The sequence below is a fragment of the Nonlabens sp. SCSIO 43208 genome, from assembly GCF_050703575.1.
Lineage (GTDB): Bacteria > Bacteroidota > Bacteroidia > Flavobacteriales > Flavobacteriaceae > Nonlabens > Nonlabens tegetincola.
Genome location: NZ_CP065365.1, coordinates 1,766,470 through 1,787,746 on the forward strand (window position 1 = coordinate 1,766,470; position 21,277 = coordinate 1,787,746).

Sequence of the window (21,277 nt, forward strand, 5' to 3'; positions counted from 1 at the left end):
AAAACCAGTGCTCTACATAGAACAAAGCAATATCAGTCGATAATAGTAGTTATTACATCAGAAAAACGGATATTTGCGTACAAGAATGGCGTTGAAAAAAATTGTTATTACCGGTTTGTTTGTGATGTGTTTCGCTTTCGCGAAAGCGCAATCTACAGCAGCCTACTCAAATGAATTTATCAATATAGGTGTAGACGCCGCTGCGCTAGGTATGAGTAACGCTGTGGTCGCTCAAACCGATGATGTAAATTCGGGATATTGGAATCCGGCAGGACTCATGAGATTGGAACAAAAGGAACTGTCACTCATGCACAGTAGCTACTTTGCAAATATTGCCCAGTACAATTATGCAGCATTTGCGATGCCCATTGATGATCAAAGTAGTTTTGGGGCATCACTTATTCGTTTCTCTGTTGATGATATTTTAAATACCACTCAATTAATTGATTCACAAGGAAACATCAATTACGATCGTATTTCTACCTTTTCAACTGCCGATTGGGCATTTACAGTAAGCTATGCACGCGAGGCAAAGTTGGACGGCTTTACCTATGGTGGAAACTTTAAAGTGATACGTAGGGTTATAGGAGAATTTGCTAATTCTTGGGGATTTGGGTTTGATGTAGGAGCTCAATTTAAAAGAGGTGATTGGGAAATAGGAGTGATGGCACGAGATATTACTACTACCTATAATACATGGACCATCGATGAGGAGAAGTTTGAAGAAGTGAGAGGTGCTGTTGAAAATCAAAACCAAGATCTTCCAGAAACTACTGAAGTTACCTTACCTAAATTACAAATAGGTGTAGCAAGAACTTTTGAATTTCACTACGACCATATTCTCACTGCCGAGGTTGATTTAAACATGCGATTCATTCAGACTAATGATATTATTTCTTCATCTAGTGTAAGTGCTACGCCTGCCATTGGGCTGGAATACGGTTATATAGATATGGTATTTGTAAGAGCTGGCGCTGGTAACTTTCAAAACGTACAAGGTATTGATGGTGACGAAACCCTAAATTTTCAACCGAATATCGGAGTTGGATTTAAGTACAGAGGTATATCTGTGGACTATGCACTTACAAATATTGGTAACGGTGATGATTTGTATAGCAACGTGTTTTCTGTAAATATCGATTTGTCTGTATTCTCGCGATAGTATTAAAATTAACTAGCAATCTTAATGAAGAATTTTTTAAATCCAATACTTAGCGTTTTATCAGGATTGTTACTTGCATTTGCCTGGCCTACTAATGGATTTGCTGGTTTGTTGTTCATTGCTTTTATACCCTTGTTTATAGCTCATTACCGACTTAATAAAATAGCTGTTAAGGCGGTGAAATGGAAGGTCTTCTTGCATGCTTACCTTACTTTTTTCATTTGGAATATCATTACAACAGGTTGGTTGTACTATAGCAGTGCTTTTGGAATGTGGTTTGCTGTTTTGGTAAATAGCCTGCTTATGACACTCGTTTTTTTAGTGCATCATTTGGTTTCTAAAAAAGTGAGTAGCTTTACTTCTTCATCATTTTTTATTGCTATTTGGTTATCCTTTGAATACTTACATCTACATTGGGATTTTTCGTGGCCGTGGTTGCAATTAGGTAATGGTTTTAGTGAATCTGTGAGTTGGATTCAATGGTATGAATTTACAGGTGTTTTTGGAGGAAGTTTATGGGTGCTTGTGGTAAATACATTACTATATAATGCCTGGTTACAATACTCTAGCAGAAAAGAAAATTCAGTTTCAACTAAAGCAATTATTATTAAAGGAATTACTATACGTTATGGTATTCCTGCGTTACTAATTATTGCTTTGCCAATATCCATATCACATTTTCTGTCTATAAATAGTATAACAAATGATGTTGAAGGAACAGAGGTGGTAATCTTACAACCAAACATAGATCCCTATTCAGAGAAATATGATATTTCTAATTCTCAAATGGCAGAGAATTTAATGACTCTCGCTGTAGATTCTATTACTGCAAACACTAAACTTATTATCGCTCCAGAAACTACTTTGGCATCTGGTATGCGACTTACTGGAATTAATAGAAATCCTGCTCTTAATAGGATTAAACGTTTTCTATTTGATTATCCTAATACCTATTATTTGGGTGGTGTATCATTAGGCGATAGCTTCAAAAATAAAGACAAGGCCACTTCACAAACTAACTACATTAAAAATGGCGATTTTTACTATAACGACTATAATAGTGCGGTGTTTATGAATTCCACAAATCCAGTGGAACTTTATCATAAATCTAAACTGGTTGTAGGAGTTGAAAATTTCCCATACAAGAACGTGTTACAACCAATATTAGGAGACGTGATGTTGGATTTAGGTGGTACGGTTGCCACAAAAACGACACAAGAAGATCGTGAAGTTTTTATTACTAGAGACAGTTTAAAAGTAGCTCCTATTATATGTTATGAGTCTGTGTATGGTGAATATGTAACCGGATATGTAAATAATGGTGCTCAATTTTTAAGTATCATTACCAACGATGGTTGGTGGCAAAATACTCAAGGTCACAAGCAACATTTAAGTCTAGCAAGATTGCGAGCTATTGAAACTAGAAAATGGATTGCTCGCAGTGCAAATACAGGTATTAGTGCGGTGATTAACGATTACGGTAAAATCATCACCACATTAGGATACGAAAAAAAAGGAGCGCTTAAAGGAACCATTTATCCTAATAACAAAATCACATTTTACGTGAAACACGGAGACTTTATCGCACGAGTAAGTGTCTTTTTAATGCTTGGGATATTTCTATTCTCTTTTACTCGTCGTGGTGTCATGAAGCGCAAATAGGCTATTGTCCTTTAAAGAATAAGACAGTACTCAAAGTTTTGACAATTATTCTAATGTCAAGAAAAACACTACGTTTTTTTATATAGAACAGGTCGTATTGTAATTTACGTAAGTGATCATCATCGGTCTCACCATATTTTGCCTTTACTTGTGCCCATCCGGTTAAACCAGGTTTTATAACATGTCTGGTATCGTAAAAGGGGATTTTTTTGGATAATTCCTTAACAAAAATTGGACGTTCTGGTCTAGGTCCAATGATACTCATGTCGCCCTTAAGGATATTAATAAATTGCGGGAATTCATCAATTCTTGAACGTCTCAAAAACCTTCCGAATTTGGTAATTCTAACATCGTTCTTTTTTGCGAATTGAGCGCCTCCTTCTTCGGCGTTAGTCACCATAGATCTAAACTTATAGATATAAAAACCGGTTCTATTAATGCCTACTCGTTCTTGTTTATATAGTAAAGGACCACGATTACCCAGTAAGTTTCCTAAAAGTACTATGGGTAGTAGTAGAATTCCCAATGCCAATCCTATACATGACAATACAATGTCCATGGTTCGATGATAAAATCGATACAAGGCATTTTGATTGTTTCTGGCAAAGGGGAAAAACCTATAAAAGTCTTTACCTATAAATTGTACGGGTACTCGTTCAGTCATTTCTTCATAAACTTGTGTGTATTCTCGTACTTCATGACCGTATTCCACCAATTCAATAAGCCAGTTATAAACTTGGGGTGTAATACCATCAATTTGATTGCCTGAAACGACAACGCCTGTGGCTTCATTTGATTTGAGTAGCTCTTGCGCTTGTGCGATAGTGAGTTCGTTTAATTTTATAAACTGGCCTTTAAGACTGGCTTTTGTGTTTGTGTTTAAGTAACCGATTACCTTGTAATAAGGATTTGCTTCTTCTAAATTTTGAGCTACTAATGTGATATCTTCAGCGTTTCCTAATAAAACAATTTTTTTGTCAAATCTAGAACTGGCAAAAAGTTTAATATAGATTGAACGCCACAGCAACATAGAAAGGGTTAAAGCCAGATAGAAAAACAATATTTGTAACCTGTTTTCGGGTAAGGTAGGTGTAAAAAAGGGCGTAAGTAAATAGGCAAGTGAGGTTAAACTACTCGCGGTTATTACACTGTTCAAAGTACTTGTTATTCGACTAGCTCTTACTAGATTGTATAGTTCAAACAAGGTATTGAAAAACAGTAAATAAGCTGTTAATACTATCGTCCAGCTCCACTGCTCGGCAGTAATTCTAAAATAATCAAACTCAAAATAAAAACCGACTATTTCTAGGGCAGTTAATACTACCAGTACATCTAGAACTCGTAATAGAATTTTACGTTCAGAAATCTCAAAGTGAATCGAATTTTTTGAGGGCACGGTTTCGATTTAAAAAACCCAAAGATAAAATTATAAACTAGGTTAACAACTCTTTCCATAGAAGTTGTACCTGATCCCAATCATAAAATTGAACATAGGATCTAGCATTTTTACTAAGCTTGCTAGCAAGTTCAGGTTGATCAACTAATGCTTTTATATGTGAAACCATGCCGTTAACGTCTTGTGCTTCACATAATAACCCGTTCTTTCCTGATTTAATGATGTAAGGAATTCCGCCCACATTTGTACTTACAATAGGCAATCCCAGCGCCATTGCTTCTAAAAGGCTCACTGGTAAATTGTCAAAATTGGTGGTGTTTATAAACACATCGTATTGTTTGCTCAATGAGATCCAATCGTTTTTGCTTAAAAGGCCAGTAAAATTTATTGAAAGCCCTAATGAATCTGCCATTTCTTTACATTCTTCTAGGCTTCCATCTTTATCGGGTCCTACCATGCATAGTTCGGCATTAGGGTAAACGGATTGTAATTTATGAAGTACTTGTACCGCCATTTTGGGTTGGTAAATGTGCGCAAATGACCGCACCCATAATAATTTAGGTTTGGCTGCCTGGCGATGTAAAAAAGGATAGTTTTGTAACTCTATGTTATTAGGTATGTGAACGATTTTTTGAGTGATCGCTTTCGCGAAAGCGTCCTTTAAATAATCACTAGGACTTACCACTTTGTAAGCCTTATTGAGAAACTTTAATGTAGTTTTAGGATGGGATTTTAAACGTTGAGGTAAGTTACCACCATGCAATATCGGAATGTATTTGAGATTCATTGTTCTGCATACTCGTGCTACAATTACGGCATACCAAAAGTTCAAGGTGCTGTAGGTGTCTATGAGAACATAATTAGTTTTTGAACTGTTTTTATACACGGTATACACCATTTCTAGTAACCTTAACAACTTATTTTGTTTAGAACTAGCTGTTACAACCTCATAGCCTAAATTTTTCAATAAAGGAGCCAAGGTGTCAATGGTAGTTAAGGATTTACCACTACCTGATAGTTGATTTCCTATGTAAACAATACGTGTCATACGCTAGTTGCTGGTTCGAGTACTGGAGTAGGATCTTCTATTTTGTTAACTTTCTTAGTAGGGTAGGTAACGTATAAAAGTGAGAATCCATAAATAAATGCAGGTGCTGCTATCCTCATGGCGCTGTGGTTTATTGTTGCAATCCAAAATATAAGAAACGGATAGAAGTAAATATTCCCTCGATTTGTAATGCGATACAATAAGGGCGTGATAATTAATACAATTATAGAAAGAATACCGATGCTACCGTGTTCTGATAACAATCGGCTGGTCTCGTTGTGTGAAGCTGCTACAATTCCATCTTTTTGGGCTCGATAATATTTTACTTGTCCTGCGCCTATTCCTGCAATAGGGTTTTCAAAGAAGGCTTGTAGTTCAATAAGAATCAACTCTGTTCTACCAGTAGATAAATCATCTTTGGCTCTACCGGCGGCATCCTGATTAGCATATCTTTTATCAATCATCCCATTAGTAGCAAGCGATGTATAACCCCAAGCTAGCAATAAACCTACAGCAAGAACACCTAGTTTAGGAAGGAATGAGAATTTAAATTCGGATCGTTTTAAAAATATTACAGTAATTAAAAGACCTGCAATCATTAAAAAGGCAGTGATCACTCCGCCACGTGAAAAGGTTACCCAACCTCTATAAGTCATGGCAATAAAGAGTATGATGTCAATAATATTGTGCAGTCTGTTTTTAATGATAATAAACCGTGCAAAGGATATGAACATACCTATTCCTAGAACCGTTGCCACTTGATTGGGGCCATAACCACCTGAAGCAGCAAAGTTGGAAGCTGTATTAGTAACAACATCTCTTACATCTGGAGTTACCAGGAATAAGTAAAAAGTAGTCATTACCAATGGGCAAATTCCTAATTTGAGCATGCTATCCAATCTTTCACGAGGAACTTTTCTATAAAAACAATAGATCGCAGTAACACCTAGACATACCGGACCACTCAAGTTAAAGGCTACAGCTTTACGTAAACTTTCTCCCAACGGAATGTTTTGCGAGGCAACCACAATGCTGGGAATCAATAACAATAAATAAAATACAAATGGAATACTGCGCAGTGAAAATCCTTTAAAAAATATACCTAATCCTAATAAAACAATAACCAAATATTTGATCATTTCATAAAAGAACAATGCGCTATTCATGCGCAGGAAAACCTCTAAGGTAACGAGATAAAAACTTGCTAGTAAAACTTCTTGACCACGATCTTGATTACTTAACGCTCTTAGTATAAAGTATCCTGTAATTCCATAAAAGTACACTTTGACCAAAAACGGAATAGCTATCATAAAGATAGTAAGCACAATGTGTGCAATTATTAAAACCGGATAAGAAAGTTTTTCAATTTTAAACATGCGACTTATACAGGTTTACAAGTTGATTGATGTAGGATGTAGCCCCATAATTCAAAAGTACGTGCTTATTAAAAGCAGTACCCAGTTGTTCTCTTTCTTCTTTTGAATTTATTAATTCCTCGATAGCATTACTTAATTCTAGAGGTTGATTAGCTGCTACTACTTTACCGTAACTTTCAACAACCTTTTTACAAGCACCTACATTAGTCGTAATTACCGGAAGTTTGTATAATCCATACTCAAGTAAGGCAACTGGAAGACCTTCTGACTTTGATGAAAGAACGCCAATGTCGCACTGATCTAGAATGGAGCCTATTTCATTTCTAGCGCCTAAAATATGCACTCGATTTTCTAATTTTCTGCTTGATATATAATTTTTTATTTGCTCACTATAGTCATCGTTAAAATCCTTACCTACTAAAATTAAATCCCAGTCACTTTCTATTTTCTCAAATGCCTGGAGCAAATTGAGATGATCTTTCTGCGGGCGTAAATTGGCTAGGTGAATAATACGCTTACCAGGCTTGCCCGGTAGACTAATTTCTGTAGTATCTGATTCAGTTTTTTGAGCAAAGTTTTTTAAGTATATCGCATTGTTTTTACTCAGTATATTTTTGTGCCATTCCAACAAAAGTTCATTGACAACAATATTTTGCGACGATAAATTACTTGCCCATTTGATCCATCCTTGCGGTCTATCCTGTAACTGTTCGGCATTGCCGTAATGATCATGCCAAATATAGATTAGTGATGGTAGAGCCTTTTTAATCAAACCAGCAAGGAAAAACGAGGTTGCATGCGCATGAATATGGGTGATGTCGTTTTTCTTGACATATTTATAAAGTTTATAAAGACCTCTTATACCCAACTTGCCTTTGCGATTCAAGAATATGTAGCCTACTTTTTTTTCTATAGTTTTCTTTAAAAGCCCTTCGGCGCGAGTTACACATAAATGAGAATCATATCCATGCGCCGCTAGTTCATTGGCGATTGAAACAGCCATTCTTTCGGCACCACCAGCATCTAAACTATCTATTACTTGAAGTATTTTCATAGTAATATGGGATCACCTTTACGGTTAATCCATTTGCTTTTTAATCTTAAGAAGTTCGGCCTTGACGTTTTCTAATTTTTGAATAATATCAAATTTATCTAATTGATTTTTGTGTGTACGCATGTATTCGCGGGCACCTTCAAGTGTAAAACCTTGTTCCTTTACTAATCGATAGATGGTTTGTAAATTTTTGATGTCGTCTTTAGTAAATTTCCTATTACCCTTAGCATTCTTCTTCGGTTGTAAGACATCAAACTCCTTTTCCCAATACCGGATTAGTGAAGGGTTAACATCAAAAGCTCTAGACACCTCGCCTATACTGTAATACAATTTTTCAGGTAGGTCGATATGCATTAATCTAGAGAAATATTTTCTTGCTGCGATTTCTTCAGCAATTCGTTAAACTCTTCAGGAGATAAATTTCCATAATAGAAATTGATAGGATTGATACGCTCTCCATCCTTAGATACCTCATAATGTAAATGAGGAGCTTGCGAGCGTCCTGTACTACCTACATAACCAATTATGTCACCACGCTTTACTTTTTGTCCTACACGCACGTTGTAAGGATTTTTCGCATTTAAATGCGCATATAACGAGATGTAACCAAAACCATGATTAATTCTTATATGATTTCCATAACCCGAGCTGTTAGCATCTGCTCTTGTAACAACACCATCACCAGTTGCATACACAGGTGTTCCTCTAGGAGCAGTAAAATCCATTCCGTAGTGAAACTTTCTTGTTTTATTAAAAGGATCGGTTCTATACCCATAACCACTTGCCATCCTTGTTAAATCCTGATTACGTACAGGTTGAATCGCTGGAATAGAAGCGAGAAGTTTTTCTTTGTCCTTGGCTAATTCTGCGATTTCATCAAGCGATTGTGATTGTATAGCCACTCTTTTTTTAAGTTGGTCAATATCTTTTTTAAGCTGTATAACTCGTTCACTGGTATTAAAACCTTCAAGGTCCTTGTATCTATTTACACCGCCAAAACCGGCCATGCGCTGCTCGTCACTTATAGGCGCAGCGTCAAAATAGATACGGTATATAGTATTATCGCGCTCTTCAACCTCGGCAATGACTTGCGCCAGATTGTTTATTTGTTCATTTGCTTTTTCAACCTCGAGCTTCATAAATTCATTTTCGGCCTTGGCGTCTACCAGCGCAGGAGACTCCACGTACTGATTAATGATGAAGAAGAATAATAGGCCAAAAAGCATACTCGCAGCGAGGAATCCTATAAATCTAAAAAATACATGACGCTTCTTGCGTTCCACCTTTCTATAGGATAGAGTTTCAGAATCGTAGTAATACTTAATTTTAGACATGCTTTTTATACTATTTTTGCTGTGTTGAAAACGGTATTGTTTTTAGTTTATTACGCTTTCGCGAAAGCGTAATAATAAAAATCAAAATAAGTAGTAAAAATACTTAATTGATGCAGGAAATTGCCCTTACCGATTTTTACAAAAATATAAAATTAAAACTCATAGACCACCAGTATGAATTCTAAGCAGATAAGACAGACCTTTCTAGATTTTTTTGCTGAAAAAAGTCATCAAATAGTACCTAGCGCACCTATGGTGTTAAAAGACGATCCTACCTTGATGTTTACAAACGCAGGGATGAATCAATTTAAGGAGTACTTTCTAGGAAACTCAGAGCCAAAGAATAACAGAGTTGCCGATAGTCAGAAGTGTTTGCGAGTAAGTGGTAAGCATAACGACCTAGAAGAAGTAGGAGTTGATACTTATCACCATACCATGTTTGAGATGCTAGGCAACTGGAGTTTTGGTGATTACTTTAAGAAAGAAGCTATTGATTGGGCTTGGGAACTGCTTACAGAAGTATATAAAATTCCTAAAGATCATTTATACGTAACTATTTTTGAAGGCGACGATACCGAAGGATTATCACGCGATACCGAGGCATATGATTTCTGGAAACAACACATTGCTGAGGATAGAATCCTAAACGGTAATAAAAAAGACAACTTTTGGGAAATGGGTGCGCAAGGACCATGTGGTCCTTGTTCTGAAATTCATGTTGACATTAGAAGCGACAAGGAAAAACAAGAGGTTGACGGTGCTACACTAGTCAATATGGATCATCCACAAGTGATTGAAATTTGGAATCTTGTATTCATGCAGTTTAATAGACTTGCTGATGGTTCTTTAGAAAACCTTCCTGCACAGCATGTAGATACAGGAATGGGGTTTGAACGTTTGGCAATGGTTTTACAAGGAGTAAAGTCAAATTATGATACTGATGTTTTCCAGCCGTTAATTCGAGAGATTGAAACTATTACCGGTCATGCTTATGGAAAAACAGAGCAAGAAGATATTGCAATACGTGTAATCGCAGATCATGTAAGAGCAGTATCTTTTTCTATTGCTGATGGTCAATTACCGTCAAACAATGGTGCTGGTTATGTTATAAGAATGATCCTAAGAAGAGCTATAAGATATGGCTTTACATACTTGGATAGAAAGGAACCTTTTATTTATCAATTAGTAACAACCTTATCCAAACAATTAGGTGAGGCGTTTCCTGAGTTGAAATCTCAAAAGAACTTGATTTTAAATGTAATCAAAGAAGAGGAGATTTCTTTCTTACGTACCCTAGAAAATGGTCTAGCCTTGCTTGATAGCATGATTGCTAACTTAAAATCACAAGGCCAGGATACTCTAGAAGGTAAAAAAGCATTTGAACTTAATGATACTTATGGTTTTCCAAAAGAGCTTACTCGACTTATTCTAAGCGAGCAACAACTCAAAATGGATGAAGAAGGATTTACTGCGGCCTTAAAAAAACAACAAGAAAGTTCTAGAAAGGCAAGTGAAACAGAAACGTCTGACTGGGTAATACTAGGTGATGATGATACACTAGAGTTTATTGGTTATGATAAACTAGATGCCAAAGTACGTATATCAAAATACCGGAAAGTAACGACTAAAAAAGATGGTGATCGCTATCAACTTGTATTTAACATGACACCTTTTTATGGAGAAAGTGGTGGACAAACAGGAGACAAAGGATATATTGAAGGTGTAAATGGTGATACGGTATACATCATTGATACTAAGAAAGAAAACGGGCAAACAGTGCATATAACTAAAAACCTGCCTAAAGAGTTAGGAGGAACGTTCATCGTTCAAGTTGACCAAAAGCAGCGTTTTAGAACCAGTGCTAACCATACAGCTACACACCTTTTACATCAAGGGTTGCGTAAAATTTTGGGAACTCATGTAGAACAAAAAGGAAGTATGGTACGCAGTGCTAGTTTGCGTTTTGACTTTTCACATTTTTCTAAAGTAACCATTGAAGAACTTAAACAAGTTGAGGATTTTGTAAATGCTCGTATTGCTGAACAATTACAACTGGAAGAAAATAGAAACAATACCTATGAAGATGCCATCAAAGATGGTGCGATAGGTTTATTTGGCGAGAAATATGGAGACGTAGTACGTACCATAAAATTTGGAAGCAGTTATGAATTATGCGGTGGTACACATGTTAAAAACACCAGTGATGTGTGGCATTTCAAAATCACAAATGAATCTGCAGTAGCTGCAGGAATACGCCGTATCGAAGCTATTACTGGCGATGCAGTCAAGGATTTCTTTTATGATCAATCAAAACATTTTGAGCAGATTAAAGCCCTGTTAAAAAACGCAAAGGAACCTGTAACAGCTATTCAATCCCTACAAGAAGAAAATTCGAATCTTAAAAAAGAGATTGAGGAATTGAAAAAAGCTAAGGCAGGCAATCTAAAACAAGAGTTGATTGATAGCGCAGAAGATATAAATGGTGTTCAATTTATTGCTTCAAAGACTGATCTAGATGCAAAGTCTGTTAAAGACCTGGCTTTTTCAATCGATCAAGAGATCACTAACTTGTTCCTGATCATTGGATCAAACGCAGGTCATAAAGCCACACTTACTGTAATTATCTCAAAGGATCTTGTAGATCAAAAGAAATTGAACGCTGGACAAATTGTAAGAGAACTAGGTAAGTTTATACAAGGTGGTGGTGGTGGACAACCCCATTTTGCAACAGCAGGAGGAAAAAATCCAGCAGGAATCGATCAAGCGCTACAAGCGGCTAGAGAATTATTAAACTAGTTTATGAATAATGGAATAGTCATCCATCGTTATTCTAGTGATGATGCTACTTCATGGAATAAATTTATAGATTCATCTCTTAACGGGACCTTTATATTAAAACGATCTTTCATGGAGTACCATGAGGATCGTTTTAATGATTATAGCCTAATGGTTTATAGGTCACAAACTCTTATTGCTGTATTACCTGGCAATAGAGTAGGAGACAAGTGGTACAGTCATCAAGGTCTTACTTACGGCGGTATAATTCTAGACCAAGAGTTATCAAAGGATGTTCTTAAACAGGTTATGAATCAAGTGGTGTCTTATTTAATTTCAAATGAAATTAAGGAGATTACTATCAAACAACCGTTTAACTCTTATTCTCAAATCAACCGTTTTATAAATGAGGTAATTGAAAGTATAGACTTTCAGCCATTTAAAAGGGTTAATAATGCATACCTTGAATTAAATGTTGATTTGTCTATTTCATCTAAACGGACCGCTGGTTATCGCAATGGTAATTGGAATCATTTAATTTTTCAGGAAAATGATAACTGGGGTGAATTTTGGAATCAAGTATTAGTACCCTTGTTGCAACTTAAATATGCTGCTAGTCCTGTTCATAGTCTTCAAGAAATTGAAGAGTTGAAGAGTAAATTTCCCGAAGAAATCAGACTTTATACTGTTTCTAATCAAGAGGGAATAATTGCCGGTGTCGTAATGTTCATCAAAGGGAACATTGCAAGAGCTCAATATATGGCAAGTACAATCGAGGCAAGATCATTAAGGGCTATGGATTTTTTATATTTAGAAACTATAGAAGTTTTAAGACAGTGTAATATCACTAAATATGATCTAGGTGCCGTAGATGATCCTAATGGAGGAATAAATAAAGGCCTCGCTAAAAATAAGAAGGAGATGGGAGCGAGTTTTGAAATACAAACGGTTTGGCATTTTAAACCACATAAAAAATAAAAAAACCAGCGCTAATCAGGCGCTGGTTTTAGGCTATTTTATCAAATGAATCTTTTAACAATCAAAGTCGATTAAGGAATATTTTTCTTTTTCATAGCAAGAAAAACTCTAGTTTAAGTTTTTCTATATATCGAATATTACAATAATTATTTCGTTTGTTATGTAATTCATTACAAATGTACGGTGGTGTTCCATTTCAAGGTGTTACATTTGGGTTAAGCATAGTTAATGAGTGTTATTTTAATGTAAATCATTGGAAAAGAAAGCCTTTCATTTTGCCGTTATACAGGTTGTAGTATTTGGAGTTTTCATAATACTAAGTTTTATTCCTCGTACAGTCTCTAATGATATCAGTTCATGGATATCGTATCTCATGACCTTTTTTGCAGTGATTGTGATAGCTGGATCTATAGCAAGTTTGTTAAGTTTAAAAAGACCTTTTACTGTAAGGAAATTCATTGTTACAATAATCAACTTTGGGTTTTTAATTTACCTGGCTTATAGATGGTTTTTAAGCGAGATTCCTGTATAGGAAACTCTTTATATATTCGTAATAAATAATTTTTGTGCACATTCCATTTCTCGATTTAAAAAAAATACAAAACCGATTTCTACCTCAGGATATGGAATCTATAAAAGAGTTGCATGAATCTGGTAGGTATATTGGTGGTCAATTTGTAGATACATTTGAAAAGGAATTTGCAAGCTATTGTAACGTTCAGTATTGCGTGAGTACTGGTAATGGATTGGATGCCTTGAGTATTATCCTAAGAGCAGAAACCGCTCTAAATCGACTTCCTAAAAATGCTAAAATTGCGGTGCCAGCAAATACTTATATAGCAACTATTTTAAGCGTTGTTCACAGCCATCACACGCCTGTATTATTTGAAACCGAGCAGTGTGTCGTACAGGTTGATGATCTTAAAAAAATTAAAGAAGACTATGATGCTATTATAGTTGTGGATCTATATGGAATCATGGTAGATGATGATGTGTACGCTTTCGCGAAAGCGAACCACAAAAAAATATATACCGATACAGCACAATCTCACGGTGGTCGTACAAGTAGTGGTAAAACGAGTGGAAGTCTTGCAGCGGCAAGTGCCTTTTCTTTTTATCCTACTAAAAATTTAGGAGCACTAGGTGATGCAGGCGCTATCACCACAAACGACCAAGAGCTAGCGGCAATGTGTCGCAAAATCGCCAATTACGGGCGTGATTCCCAATTTTTAAATAGTGAAGTAGGAGTAAATTCACGCATGGATCCTTTACAGGCCCTATTTTTGAGTACGCGATTACAGGTTTTAGAAAGCGACAACAACTCTCGTAGATCCATTGCATACAAATACAGTCAAGGTATTGATAACAAAAAGGTGCAGCTACTAAGCACGCAATTAGCAAATCGTTCAGTGTTTCATATTTATCCAATTTTTGTAGAAGATAGGGTAGCCTTTATAGACTTCATGAAACATCATGGAATACAAACTGGATGTCATTATGAGGTACCACCTCATCAACAAAAAGCATTTTCTAAGTGGAATGACTTACAATTTCCCGCCACAGAAAGTAGACATCAACAACAGGTAAGTCTTCCATGCCATCCTTTGTTAGATACTCAAGAGGTTCATCATATTATACAAACCATAAATTCTTATTGATGCGCAGGCTGTTTTTATTGTTTAATAGAAATATGCTGCTTAAAATGGCAAGTTGGAATAGTATTTTTATTCTTGTCAGGATTGCACTAGGTGCTGTTATGTCTAATCTTTTGGCTCGATTTGTGGGTGATGCAGGATTGGGTTATTTAGGAAACTTACGTAATTTTTCTCAAGGACTTCAAAGCCTGTCCGTTCTGGGATTGGAAAACGGTCTTACTAAAAACGCTGCTGCCTTAAAGAATGAGCCTAAACTATTAAGCAAAACTTTTACAACAGCATGGATAGCAACTTTTATAGTAAGCGTATTAACCGCCATAGGTATAAACTTTACAGCTAGCTGGCTGTCTTTGTATTTATTCGATAGTGATAGTTATTCATTTGTCTTACGGATCTTTGGCTGTTCATTACCATTTTACTTTGTTTTTGTTGCAGTAAGTTCCTTGTTACAAGGATTTGAGTGGTTTAAGACCTATGTGGTTCTTAATATTATCGTTGCCTTGTCGGTATTTGCTCTGGGCGCTTATTTGATTGTAAATGAGAATTTATACGGTGCGCTGTTTAGTATAGCCGTGACACCTTATGTTCAATTTATTTTGGCTCTTTTTGTGTACTTCTTTTATTTAAAAGGTAAAAAAGGAATGCTCACCTTTTCAATTGAATGGAGTAATGAGCAAGCACTACAGCTCTTTAAATACAGTATTATGGCTTTAGTGAGCGCTATACTTATACCGCTTGTAAATATTGAAGTGCGCAACGAGGTTATTGATCAAGTAAGTGACCATGCAGCAGGATGGTGGGAATCTGTTCAACGTATTTCAGGATATTACATGGTATTTGTTACCACCTTAATCAGTTTATACGTATTACCTAATTTGAGCAAGGATTCTAGTTTTAAACAATATAGAAGTACCATATGGAATTTTTATAAAACCATACTTCCTGTAGTTGTAGCAGGACTTATATCTGTTTATTTATGTAGAGATTTAATTCTTGAATATTTATTTACTACAGAGTTTTTACCTGCTTCTAGCATGTTTAAATGGCAATTATTAGGTGACTTTATCAAGATCATCACCACCGTAATGGCTTTTAGGTTTATCGCATTAAATGATCTTAAACGCTATCTAGTGGCTGAACTTATAAGCATTTTTTGTTTCTATCTTTTTACGATGGTTTTATTACCGTACTATGGAAAAAATGCCGTAGTAATGGCTTACTTTTTAAATTACATATTTTACTTTTTAATTTTGATCTTGCTTTTGAGAAAAGAATTGTTTGGTTCGTTGGAGCAATAAACAGAATTATTTCACACTCATACTTACCATATCATTTAAGCATTTAATCTGAAAGACACCATGCTCTTCCGATTTTGGATAGAATAGAATTGATTTTTCAGTATTAGGCTCCAAGTCAAAGAAATTATCAGAAAAATGACCATCTATACTAGAAAAGACAAATAAATCCTTTACAAATACATTTGAAACGATCGTAATTTCATAAAAGTCATTACGCTTTGGACTTTTTATTTTGATTTCCGCTTTAGGTAATTTTAGATTCTTTGGCCTTGTTAAAGTTTTAATGCTTTTGTGATTACCAAATTGGTAAGACACGTAAATTTTGTTTAGATCAAGATTTAATTGTTTTAAGGAAAGCGCATGAATGAGCTCACTAGAACCAGCATTAACTGAGCATATTGAACTATCGATGGTATCAACAAAAAGCGATTTGCCTGAAAAGTCTTTGATTTCGATTTTGAAATCGCCTACTTCTGTCTCGAAATTATCATTTATCACATACGTTTTCAACGTATCATTTTCAATCACGTTGCTTATAAGTACATTCTCAAAATCACGTTTTACCTGATAGTGTAAGGCTTTCCAGTTGCCAAAATAATCGATACTCGACCAGCTTACTGCTGGCCAGCAATCGTTGAGCTGCCAGTATAGCGTTCCCATATTGTAAGGTCGCGCACGACGATGCGCTTGAATTCCTTTAGACATTCCATAAGCTTGTACGAGCTGACTCACGTACACGTAATCTTCATCATTTTCTGGTACGGGAAAGTCGCGCTCCATGTAAGTTTGTATAAGCTCGTCACCTCGAGCGTGTTTTTGGTGTGTAGCATATTCCTTTGACTTAATATCTACTTCACCAGATGAATTAATGTAGCGAATGGTTTCATAAGATGGATGCGCCTGAAAACCAAATTCACTCATAAACTTTGGCACATGCTCTTCAAAATGCTCAAACGGGTAAGCATCGTGCCACACGCGCCAGTCATGTGCATCGCCATGAAACTCATATTTAGGATTGCCACGACCGTATTGTGGTGAGCTTTCCCAGTAGGGTTCCTTGGTCATTTCAGCTACGTATTTCGGCATGTCTATTTGAAAAATGTTTCGGTAATCTTCCCAAATACTGTCACGTTCTTGCTGACTGCGACCTTCCTGCCAGCCCCAGCGATGCCAGCCTTCTCGGCTTTCATTGTTACCGCACCACAGTACTATACTCGAATGATCTCGTAATCTAGTAAGTTGTTGAGTGACCTCTTTTTTTACGCTTTCGCGAAAGCCATCGCCACTGGGATACATCGCACAAGCAAACATAAAATCTTGCCATACCATGATTCCTTTTTCGTCACATTTTTCATAGAAAACATCACTCTCGTAAATGCCGCCACCCCAAACACGTAGCATGTTCATATTTGCATCTACAGCGTCATTTAAAAGCTTTTCATAATGATCATCCGTGACCAAATCTTGCATGCTGTTTTGTGGAATGTAGTTTGCACCTTTTGCATATACTGGAACGTCGTTCACCTTGAAATAAAAGCTGGTTCCATATTTGTCTGGCTCGTTGACCAATTCTACGGTGCGCAGTCCTTTATTAATTGTTTTTTGATCAATAAGGTCTTCATCTTTAAAAATGCTAATCTCTACCTCATATAAGTAGGGTTCACCTAGATTATGTGGCCACCATTTTTTAGGATTTTGTATTTCAAAATGCAGTTCTTGAGTAGCTGTTTTTGTGGCTACTGTCAAGGAGTCTGTAATTTTATATGGATATATACTGTCGTTGATTTTAAGAGAATAGGTAAGCGGTGAGGAAACAGGTTTTGATAATGTCACTTGCGCCGAAAGATTTGCAATAGAATCATTAAGACTATTTTGCTTCAAGTAAATATCCTTAATTTTAAAATCGTTGTAAGCCTCAAGATAAACTGGTTTCCAAACTCCCATAGTGTTTAGGTTTGGACCCCAATCCCAACCGTATTGAAATTGCGCTTTGCGTGTATAAACTCGATTGCCTTCTGGTAATTTATATGGATTCTTAAGTACTTTCTGCGCTTCTATTTCTAGAGGTGATTTGATGGTGACATAAAGCTCATTTTCTTTCTCTATAAATGGCTTTACATCTATCTGCCAGTTGAGAAAAGCATTGTCGGTGTCAAGAATCTTATGGCCATTGAGCTCAATGCTGGCATACGTATCAATGCCTTCAAAGTTTAAAGTAATGTGTTCTTTGGCAAGAATTTCTTTGTTTACCTTAAAAAGGGTTTTGTAAATCCAGTTTTCCTCAGTAATCCACTGTAAACTATCTTCATTATTCCCTTGAAAAGGATGCTCGATAAGTGGTAATAACTCTTTGTGAACTGTTGATGGAATACTTACAGAGTCTGATATTAAACTCTTGTCAGCTTCTTTTAATAATGACCAGTTATGGTTGAGATATTGACGCTTTACATGGGGTTGTTTATCATTACATGAGACTAGTGAAATCACTATGATTAGGAGCCAACTATATTTCATGCGTGATTCGATTAAGGATTGCTTTAATGCTTTCAATGTTGGATGTGATTTCTATGTTTTCTTGAAGAAATTTAGGTGTATTCATAGGCACTTTCTCTTCACTGGTTTGCTCACAGATTGCTGTAGCGCTTGCGTGGATTTCTTTGAAGTTCGCTTTCGCGAAAGCATCACTATTACTAGCATTAATGCCACCACCAGGTATAATAATGAGTTCATCGCCTGCTTGTTGTTGTAGCTCTGTAAGCAATGCTATTCCTTGAAGAGCATTGGGTTTTTGACCTGATGTGAGAATACGTTTAGCACCTAGATTTATCAAATCAATCAACGCCTGCTTTGGGTTTTCTACGTGATCAAAAGCTCTGTGAAAAGTAAAGGGTAACGGTCTAGAAAGCTCTATAAGTTCGCTAGTACGTTTGATATCCACTTTAAAATCCGAAGTCAATACTCCGGAAACAATACCAGCGGCACCTAACTCTTTGCAAAGTTGAATATCCTGTTTCATGATTTCAAACTCGGCTTTACTGTACTCAAAATCACCAGATCGTGGTCGTATTAATACCATTACAGGAATGTTAAGGTCTGCAATTACCTTTTTGAGCAATCCAAAACTTGGTGTAATTCCACCTACGGCAAGCTCGCTACACAACTCTATACGATGAGCGCCAGCCTTTTGAGCATTGATGGCGCTTTGATAATTTGCCGCGCAGATTTCTAGTAGCATATTACTTAATTATGATTTCATCTATAAATGTCCAGGCTTTATTTCCAGCGCCTTGTGCACCATCTGGGATGGTACCGAAATTAGGAATTGATAATTCCAAATGAGATGTCTTTTTTGAGTTAGTGCTTTTTACTAAACCTATCTTAGCTTCTAACACACCAGATTTTTTTGTGAATTCTATTGGAACCGATTTAGCAATTCCTACTTTGTCAATATTTACGTAAAAACTTGATATCATTTCTGGCGCATAAATCCATTGTCCAGGTGCATGGTAAAATCGTAATTGGATTTCGTTTACTTCTGTAGGTTCATCAAATGCTATTTCAATTTCCAAATCATCACCCCAAAAACCCAACCATTCTTTATCACCATAACGTGTATCACTACCTACAATTCCATTAATAAGTCCATTTGCACCACTACCACTATAGGATTTATGTGGTGAATGATTAATTGTAATAGTGGCGCCTACACCTTTATGATAAAGGAATTCTTGAGAGAATAAACGTCCAAGCGGCTGAGAATTGTCAAATACTTGAGCTTTTACAATCATGTTTTCCTTAAATGGAATAGGCGATTCATAAATAGTTGAATTGGCATTTGGCTCAGTTCCGTCAGTAGTGTATCTGATTTCTTTACCTAAGGTTTTAGTGCTTAATTCATATTCTTGATCTTTATTCAAATTTCCTTCAATTTCATATAAATGATTTGCATAATTAATATCCATGGCGTCTAGCCGTGGTAGCATGACTTCTAGGTTATTGACAAACAAGTTATAATCTCGTTTTTCTACTGGAGACCAAGCTACCTCACTTAGTGCCAGCATACGTGGGAAAGCCATGTATTCTACTTGATCTGTAGTAGGCATGTACTCAGTCCATACATTTCCTTGTACGCCTAAAACGTGCGTTATTTCTTCACCACTAAGCTCATCTGGAATAGGGTTGAAGCTGTACACTTTTTCTAATGGTAAAAAGCCGCCTATAGCTAGTGGTTCATTCTCATCATCACTTTGGTAATAGTCAAAATAGCAATGAGAAGTAGGCGTCATTATAACATCGTTACCTTTCTTTGCAGCGTCTATGGCACCTTGCATACCGCGCCAACTCATAACTGTGGCATCCTTTGCTAGTCCGCCTTCTAGGATTTCATCCCAACCGATGATTTTCTTGCCTTTTGAAGCTAGGTATTTTTCAAAATGTTTAATGAAGTAGGATTGTAATTCGTATTCATCTTTTAATCCATTTTCTTTGATAAATCGTTGTGCGATTACACTTTGTTTCCACTGTGTTTTTGGTGCCTCATCGCCGCCTATGTGAATGTATGGTGATGGAAATAAGGCTGCTACCTCGTCTAGTACGTTTTCTAGAAACTCAAAAGTCTCTGGGTTAGGGCAATAAATGTTGTCAAAAACGCCCCATTCTGTAGCTACGTTCACAGCTTCGTTGGTGCATCCTAGTTCTGGATAGGCAGCAATTGCCGCTTGAGCATGACCAGGTAGTTCGATTTCTGGAATGATGTTGATGTGTCTCGCTTTCGCGAAAGCGATAACCTCACGTACTTCATCCTGTGTGTAGTATCCACCATATCTAGTCGTGTCGTACTTGCGCGGTGTATCGTTGTAATGTCCTAGTAAAGTACTGTCACGGTAAGCAGCCACTTCTTGAAGTTTAGGATATTGTTTGATCTCGATGCGCCAGCCTTGATCATCAGTGAGATGCCAGTGAAAATTATTCATCTTTAACATCGCCATAGCATCGATGTATTTCTTGATAAACGCTACTGGAAACATATGTCTAGAAACGTCGAGATGCATACCACGATATTTAAAACGTGGTTCATCCTCAATGGTTAGTGCTGGTAAGTGAATTTCATCCTTGTCATTAAGTATGGGGAACAACTGGATGAGCGATTGTACCGCATAGAAAGCGCCTGCATCCGTACGGGCATGAATAAGTATTCGTTCAGGATCGATTTTCATTCGGTACCCTTCGGTACTATTGATCTCTTCATTGAATTTCAAATAGATGTAGTTGTCTTCCTTATCATCATAATCGTTTAACTCGTCAAAACCCATTTTATCAAAATGATCAAGTAAGAACTTGCCAGCCATAGGAAACTCAGGATCAAACCTAAACGAAGTGTTTTCATGAAACGTAAAATATCTATCATTTACCTGCAAGGATTGCGGCGCTGGAATGATACTGGGACTTTTAAGGTCTACATGTCTAGTGGTTTTGGTACAGGATAATACTGTTAATATCAATATGGTGATTAGTAGAATTCTTTGAAGCATTATTGTAA

The 21,277-nt window shown here is 36.4% G+C and carries 16 protein-coding genes; 6 read left to right on the forward strand and 10 right to left on the reverse strand.

Features of this window, described 5'->3' with window-relative positions; genetic code table 11:
* Window positions 1–85 precede the first annotated feature (85 nt).
* Both I5168_RS08095 and lnt read left to right on the forward strand, forming a co-directional pair.
* Window positions 86–1,162, forward strand: a complete 1,077-nt coding sequence (locus I5168_RS08095) for a PorV/PorQ family protein (RefSeq protein ID WP_338350934.1) — start codon at window positions 86–88, stop codon at window positions 1,160–1,162.
* 24 nt (window positions 1,163–1,186) lie between these two features.
* Window positions 1,187–2,824 (forward strand): apolipoprotein N-acyltransferase, encoded by a 1,638-nt coding sequence (gene lnt, locus I5168_RS08100; RefSeq protein WP_431471452.1) that lies wholly within the window; start codon window positions 1,187–1,189, stop codon window positions 2,822–2,824.
* Window position 2,825: 1 nt separating this feature from the next.
* On the opposite strand, the gene I5168_RS08105 is transcribed toward lnt, so the two are convergent.
* From I5168_RS08105 to I5168_RS08130, 6 genes are read right to left on the reverse strand one after another with little or no spacing between them, the layout of a single operon-like run.
* Window positions 2,826–4,220 (reverse strand): exopolysaccharide biosynthesis polyprenyl glycosylphosphotransferase, encoded by a 1,395-nt coding sequence (locus I5168_RS08105; protein WP_338350932.1) that lies wholly within the window; start codon window positions 4,218–4,220, stop codon window positions 2,826–2,828.
* 37 nt (window positions 4,221–4,257) lie between these two features.
* Window positions 4,258–5,268: a glycosyltransferase family 4 protein gene (locus I5168_RS08110; protein ID WP_431471453.1), complete on the reverse strand. Its 1,011-nt coding sequence runs from the start codon at window positions 5,266–5,268 to the stop codon at window positions 4,258–4,260.
* Complete coding sequence (locus tag I5168_RS08115; protein WP_431471454.1) at window positions 5,265–6,644, reverse strand: O-antigen ligase family protein; 1,380 nt, start codon at window positions 6,642–6,644, stop codon at window positions 5,265–5,267. Before I5168_RS08115 ends, I5168_RS08110 begins: the two co-directional genes overlap by 4 nt.
* Window positions 6,637–7,698, reverse strand: a complete 1,062-nt coding sequence (locus tag I5168_RS08120) for a glycosyltransferase (RefSeq protein ID WP_431471455.1) — start codon at window positions 7,696–7,698, stop codon at window positions 6,637–6,639. The genes I5168_RS08115 and I5168_RS08120 overlap by 8 nt, the downstream gene beginning before the upstream one ends.
* Window positions 7,699–7,722: 24 nt before the next feature.
* Complete coding sequence (locus I5168_RS08125) at window positions 7,723–8,052, reverse strand: MerR family transcriptional regulator (RefSeq protein WP_042280408.1); 330 nt, start codon at window positions 8,050–8,052, stop codon at window positions 7,723–7,725.
* Window positions 8,052–9,032, reverse strand: coding sequence for a peptidoglycan DD-metalloendopeptidase family protein (locus I5168_RS08130; protein WP_431471456.1), 981 nt, complete (start codon window positions 9,030–9,032; stop codon window positions 8,052–8,054). Before I5168_RS08130 ends, I5168_RS08125 begins: the two co-directional genes overlap by 1 nt.
* A 174-nt stretch (window positions 9,033–9,206) precedes the next feature.
* Here I5168_RS08130 and alaS point away from each other — a divergent pair, with 174 nt between their 5' ends.
* The gene (alaS, locus tag I5168_RS08135) at window positions 9,207–11,828 is read left to right on the forward strand and encodes an alanine--tRNA ligase (protein ID WP_431471457.1); all 2,622 of its coding nucleotides are present in this window, start codon (window positions 9,207–9,209) and stop codon (window positions 11,826–11,828) included.
* A gap of 3 nt (window positions 11,829–11,831) precedes the next feature.
* A complete protein-coding gene (locus I5168_RS08140; RefSeq protein WP_431471458.1) occupies window positions 11,832–12,785 on the forward strand; it encodes a GNAT family N-acetyltransferase in 954 nt (317 codons plus the stop codon).
* Window positions 12,786–13,055: 270 nt separating this feature from the next.
* On the opposite strand, the gene I5168_RS08145 is transcribed toward I5168_RS08140, so the two are convergent.
* Window positions 13,056–13,244, reverse strand: coding sequence for a hypothetical protein (locus tag I5168_RS08145; RefSeq protein ID WP_431471459.1), 189 nt, complete (start codon window positions 13,242–13,244; stop codon window positions 13,056–13,058).
* A gap of 164 nt (window positions 13,245–13,408) precedes the next feature.
* On the opposite strand from I5168_RS08145, the gene I5168_RS08150 reads away from it, so the two are divergent.
* Window positions 13,409–14,443: a DegT/DnrJ/EryC1/StrS family aminotransferase gene (locus I5168_RS08150; RefSeq protein ID WP_431471460.1), complete on the forward strand. Its 1,035-nt coding sequence runs from the start codon at window positions 13,409–13,411 to the stop codon at window positions 14,441–14,443.
* A 44-nt stretch (window positions 14,444–14,487) separates the two neighbouring features.
* Window positions 14,488–15,738: an O-antigen translocase gene (locus I5168_RS08155; protein ID WP_431471461.1), complete on the forward strand. Its 1,251-nt coding sequence runs from the start codon at window positions 14,488–14,490 to the stop codon at window positions 15,736–15,738.
* 6 nt (window positions 15,739–15,744) lie between these two features.
* On the opposite strand, the gene I5168_RS08160 is transcribed toward I5168_RS08155, so the two are convergent.
* Genes I5168_RS08160 through I5168_RS08170 form a run of 3 tightly spaced genes read right to left on the reverse strand, consistent with a single transcriptional unit; the run spans window position 15,745 to window position 21,269 of the window.
* A complete protein-coding gene (locus I5168_RS08160; RefSeq protein WP_431471462.1) occupies window positions 15,745–18,252 on the reverse strand; it encodes a beta-mannosidase in 2,508 nt (835 codons plus the stop codon).
* Window positions 18,242–18,973 carry a copper homeostasis protein CutC gene (locus I5168_RS08165; protein ID WP_431471463.1) on the reverse strand — a complete coding sequence of 244 codons (732 nt, stop codon included), beginning with the start codon at window positions 18,971–18,973 and terminating at the stop codon, window positions 18,242–18,244. Before I5168_RS08165 ends, I5168_RS08160 begins: the two co-directional genes overlap by 11 nt.
* A 1-nt stretch (window position 18,974) precedes the next feature.
* A complete protein-coding gene (locus I5168_RS08170; protein ID WP_431471464.1) occupies window positions 18,975–21,269 on the reverse strand; it encodes a beta-N-acetylhexosaminidase in 2,295 nt (764 codons plus the stop codon).
* Window positions 21,270–21,277 lie beyond the last annotated feature (8 nt).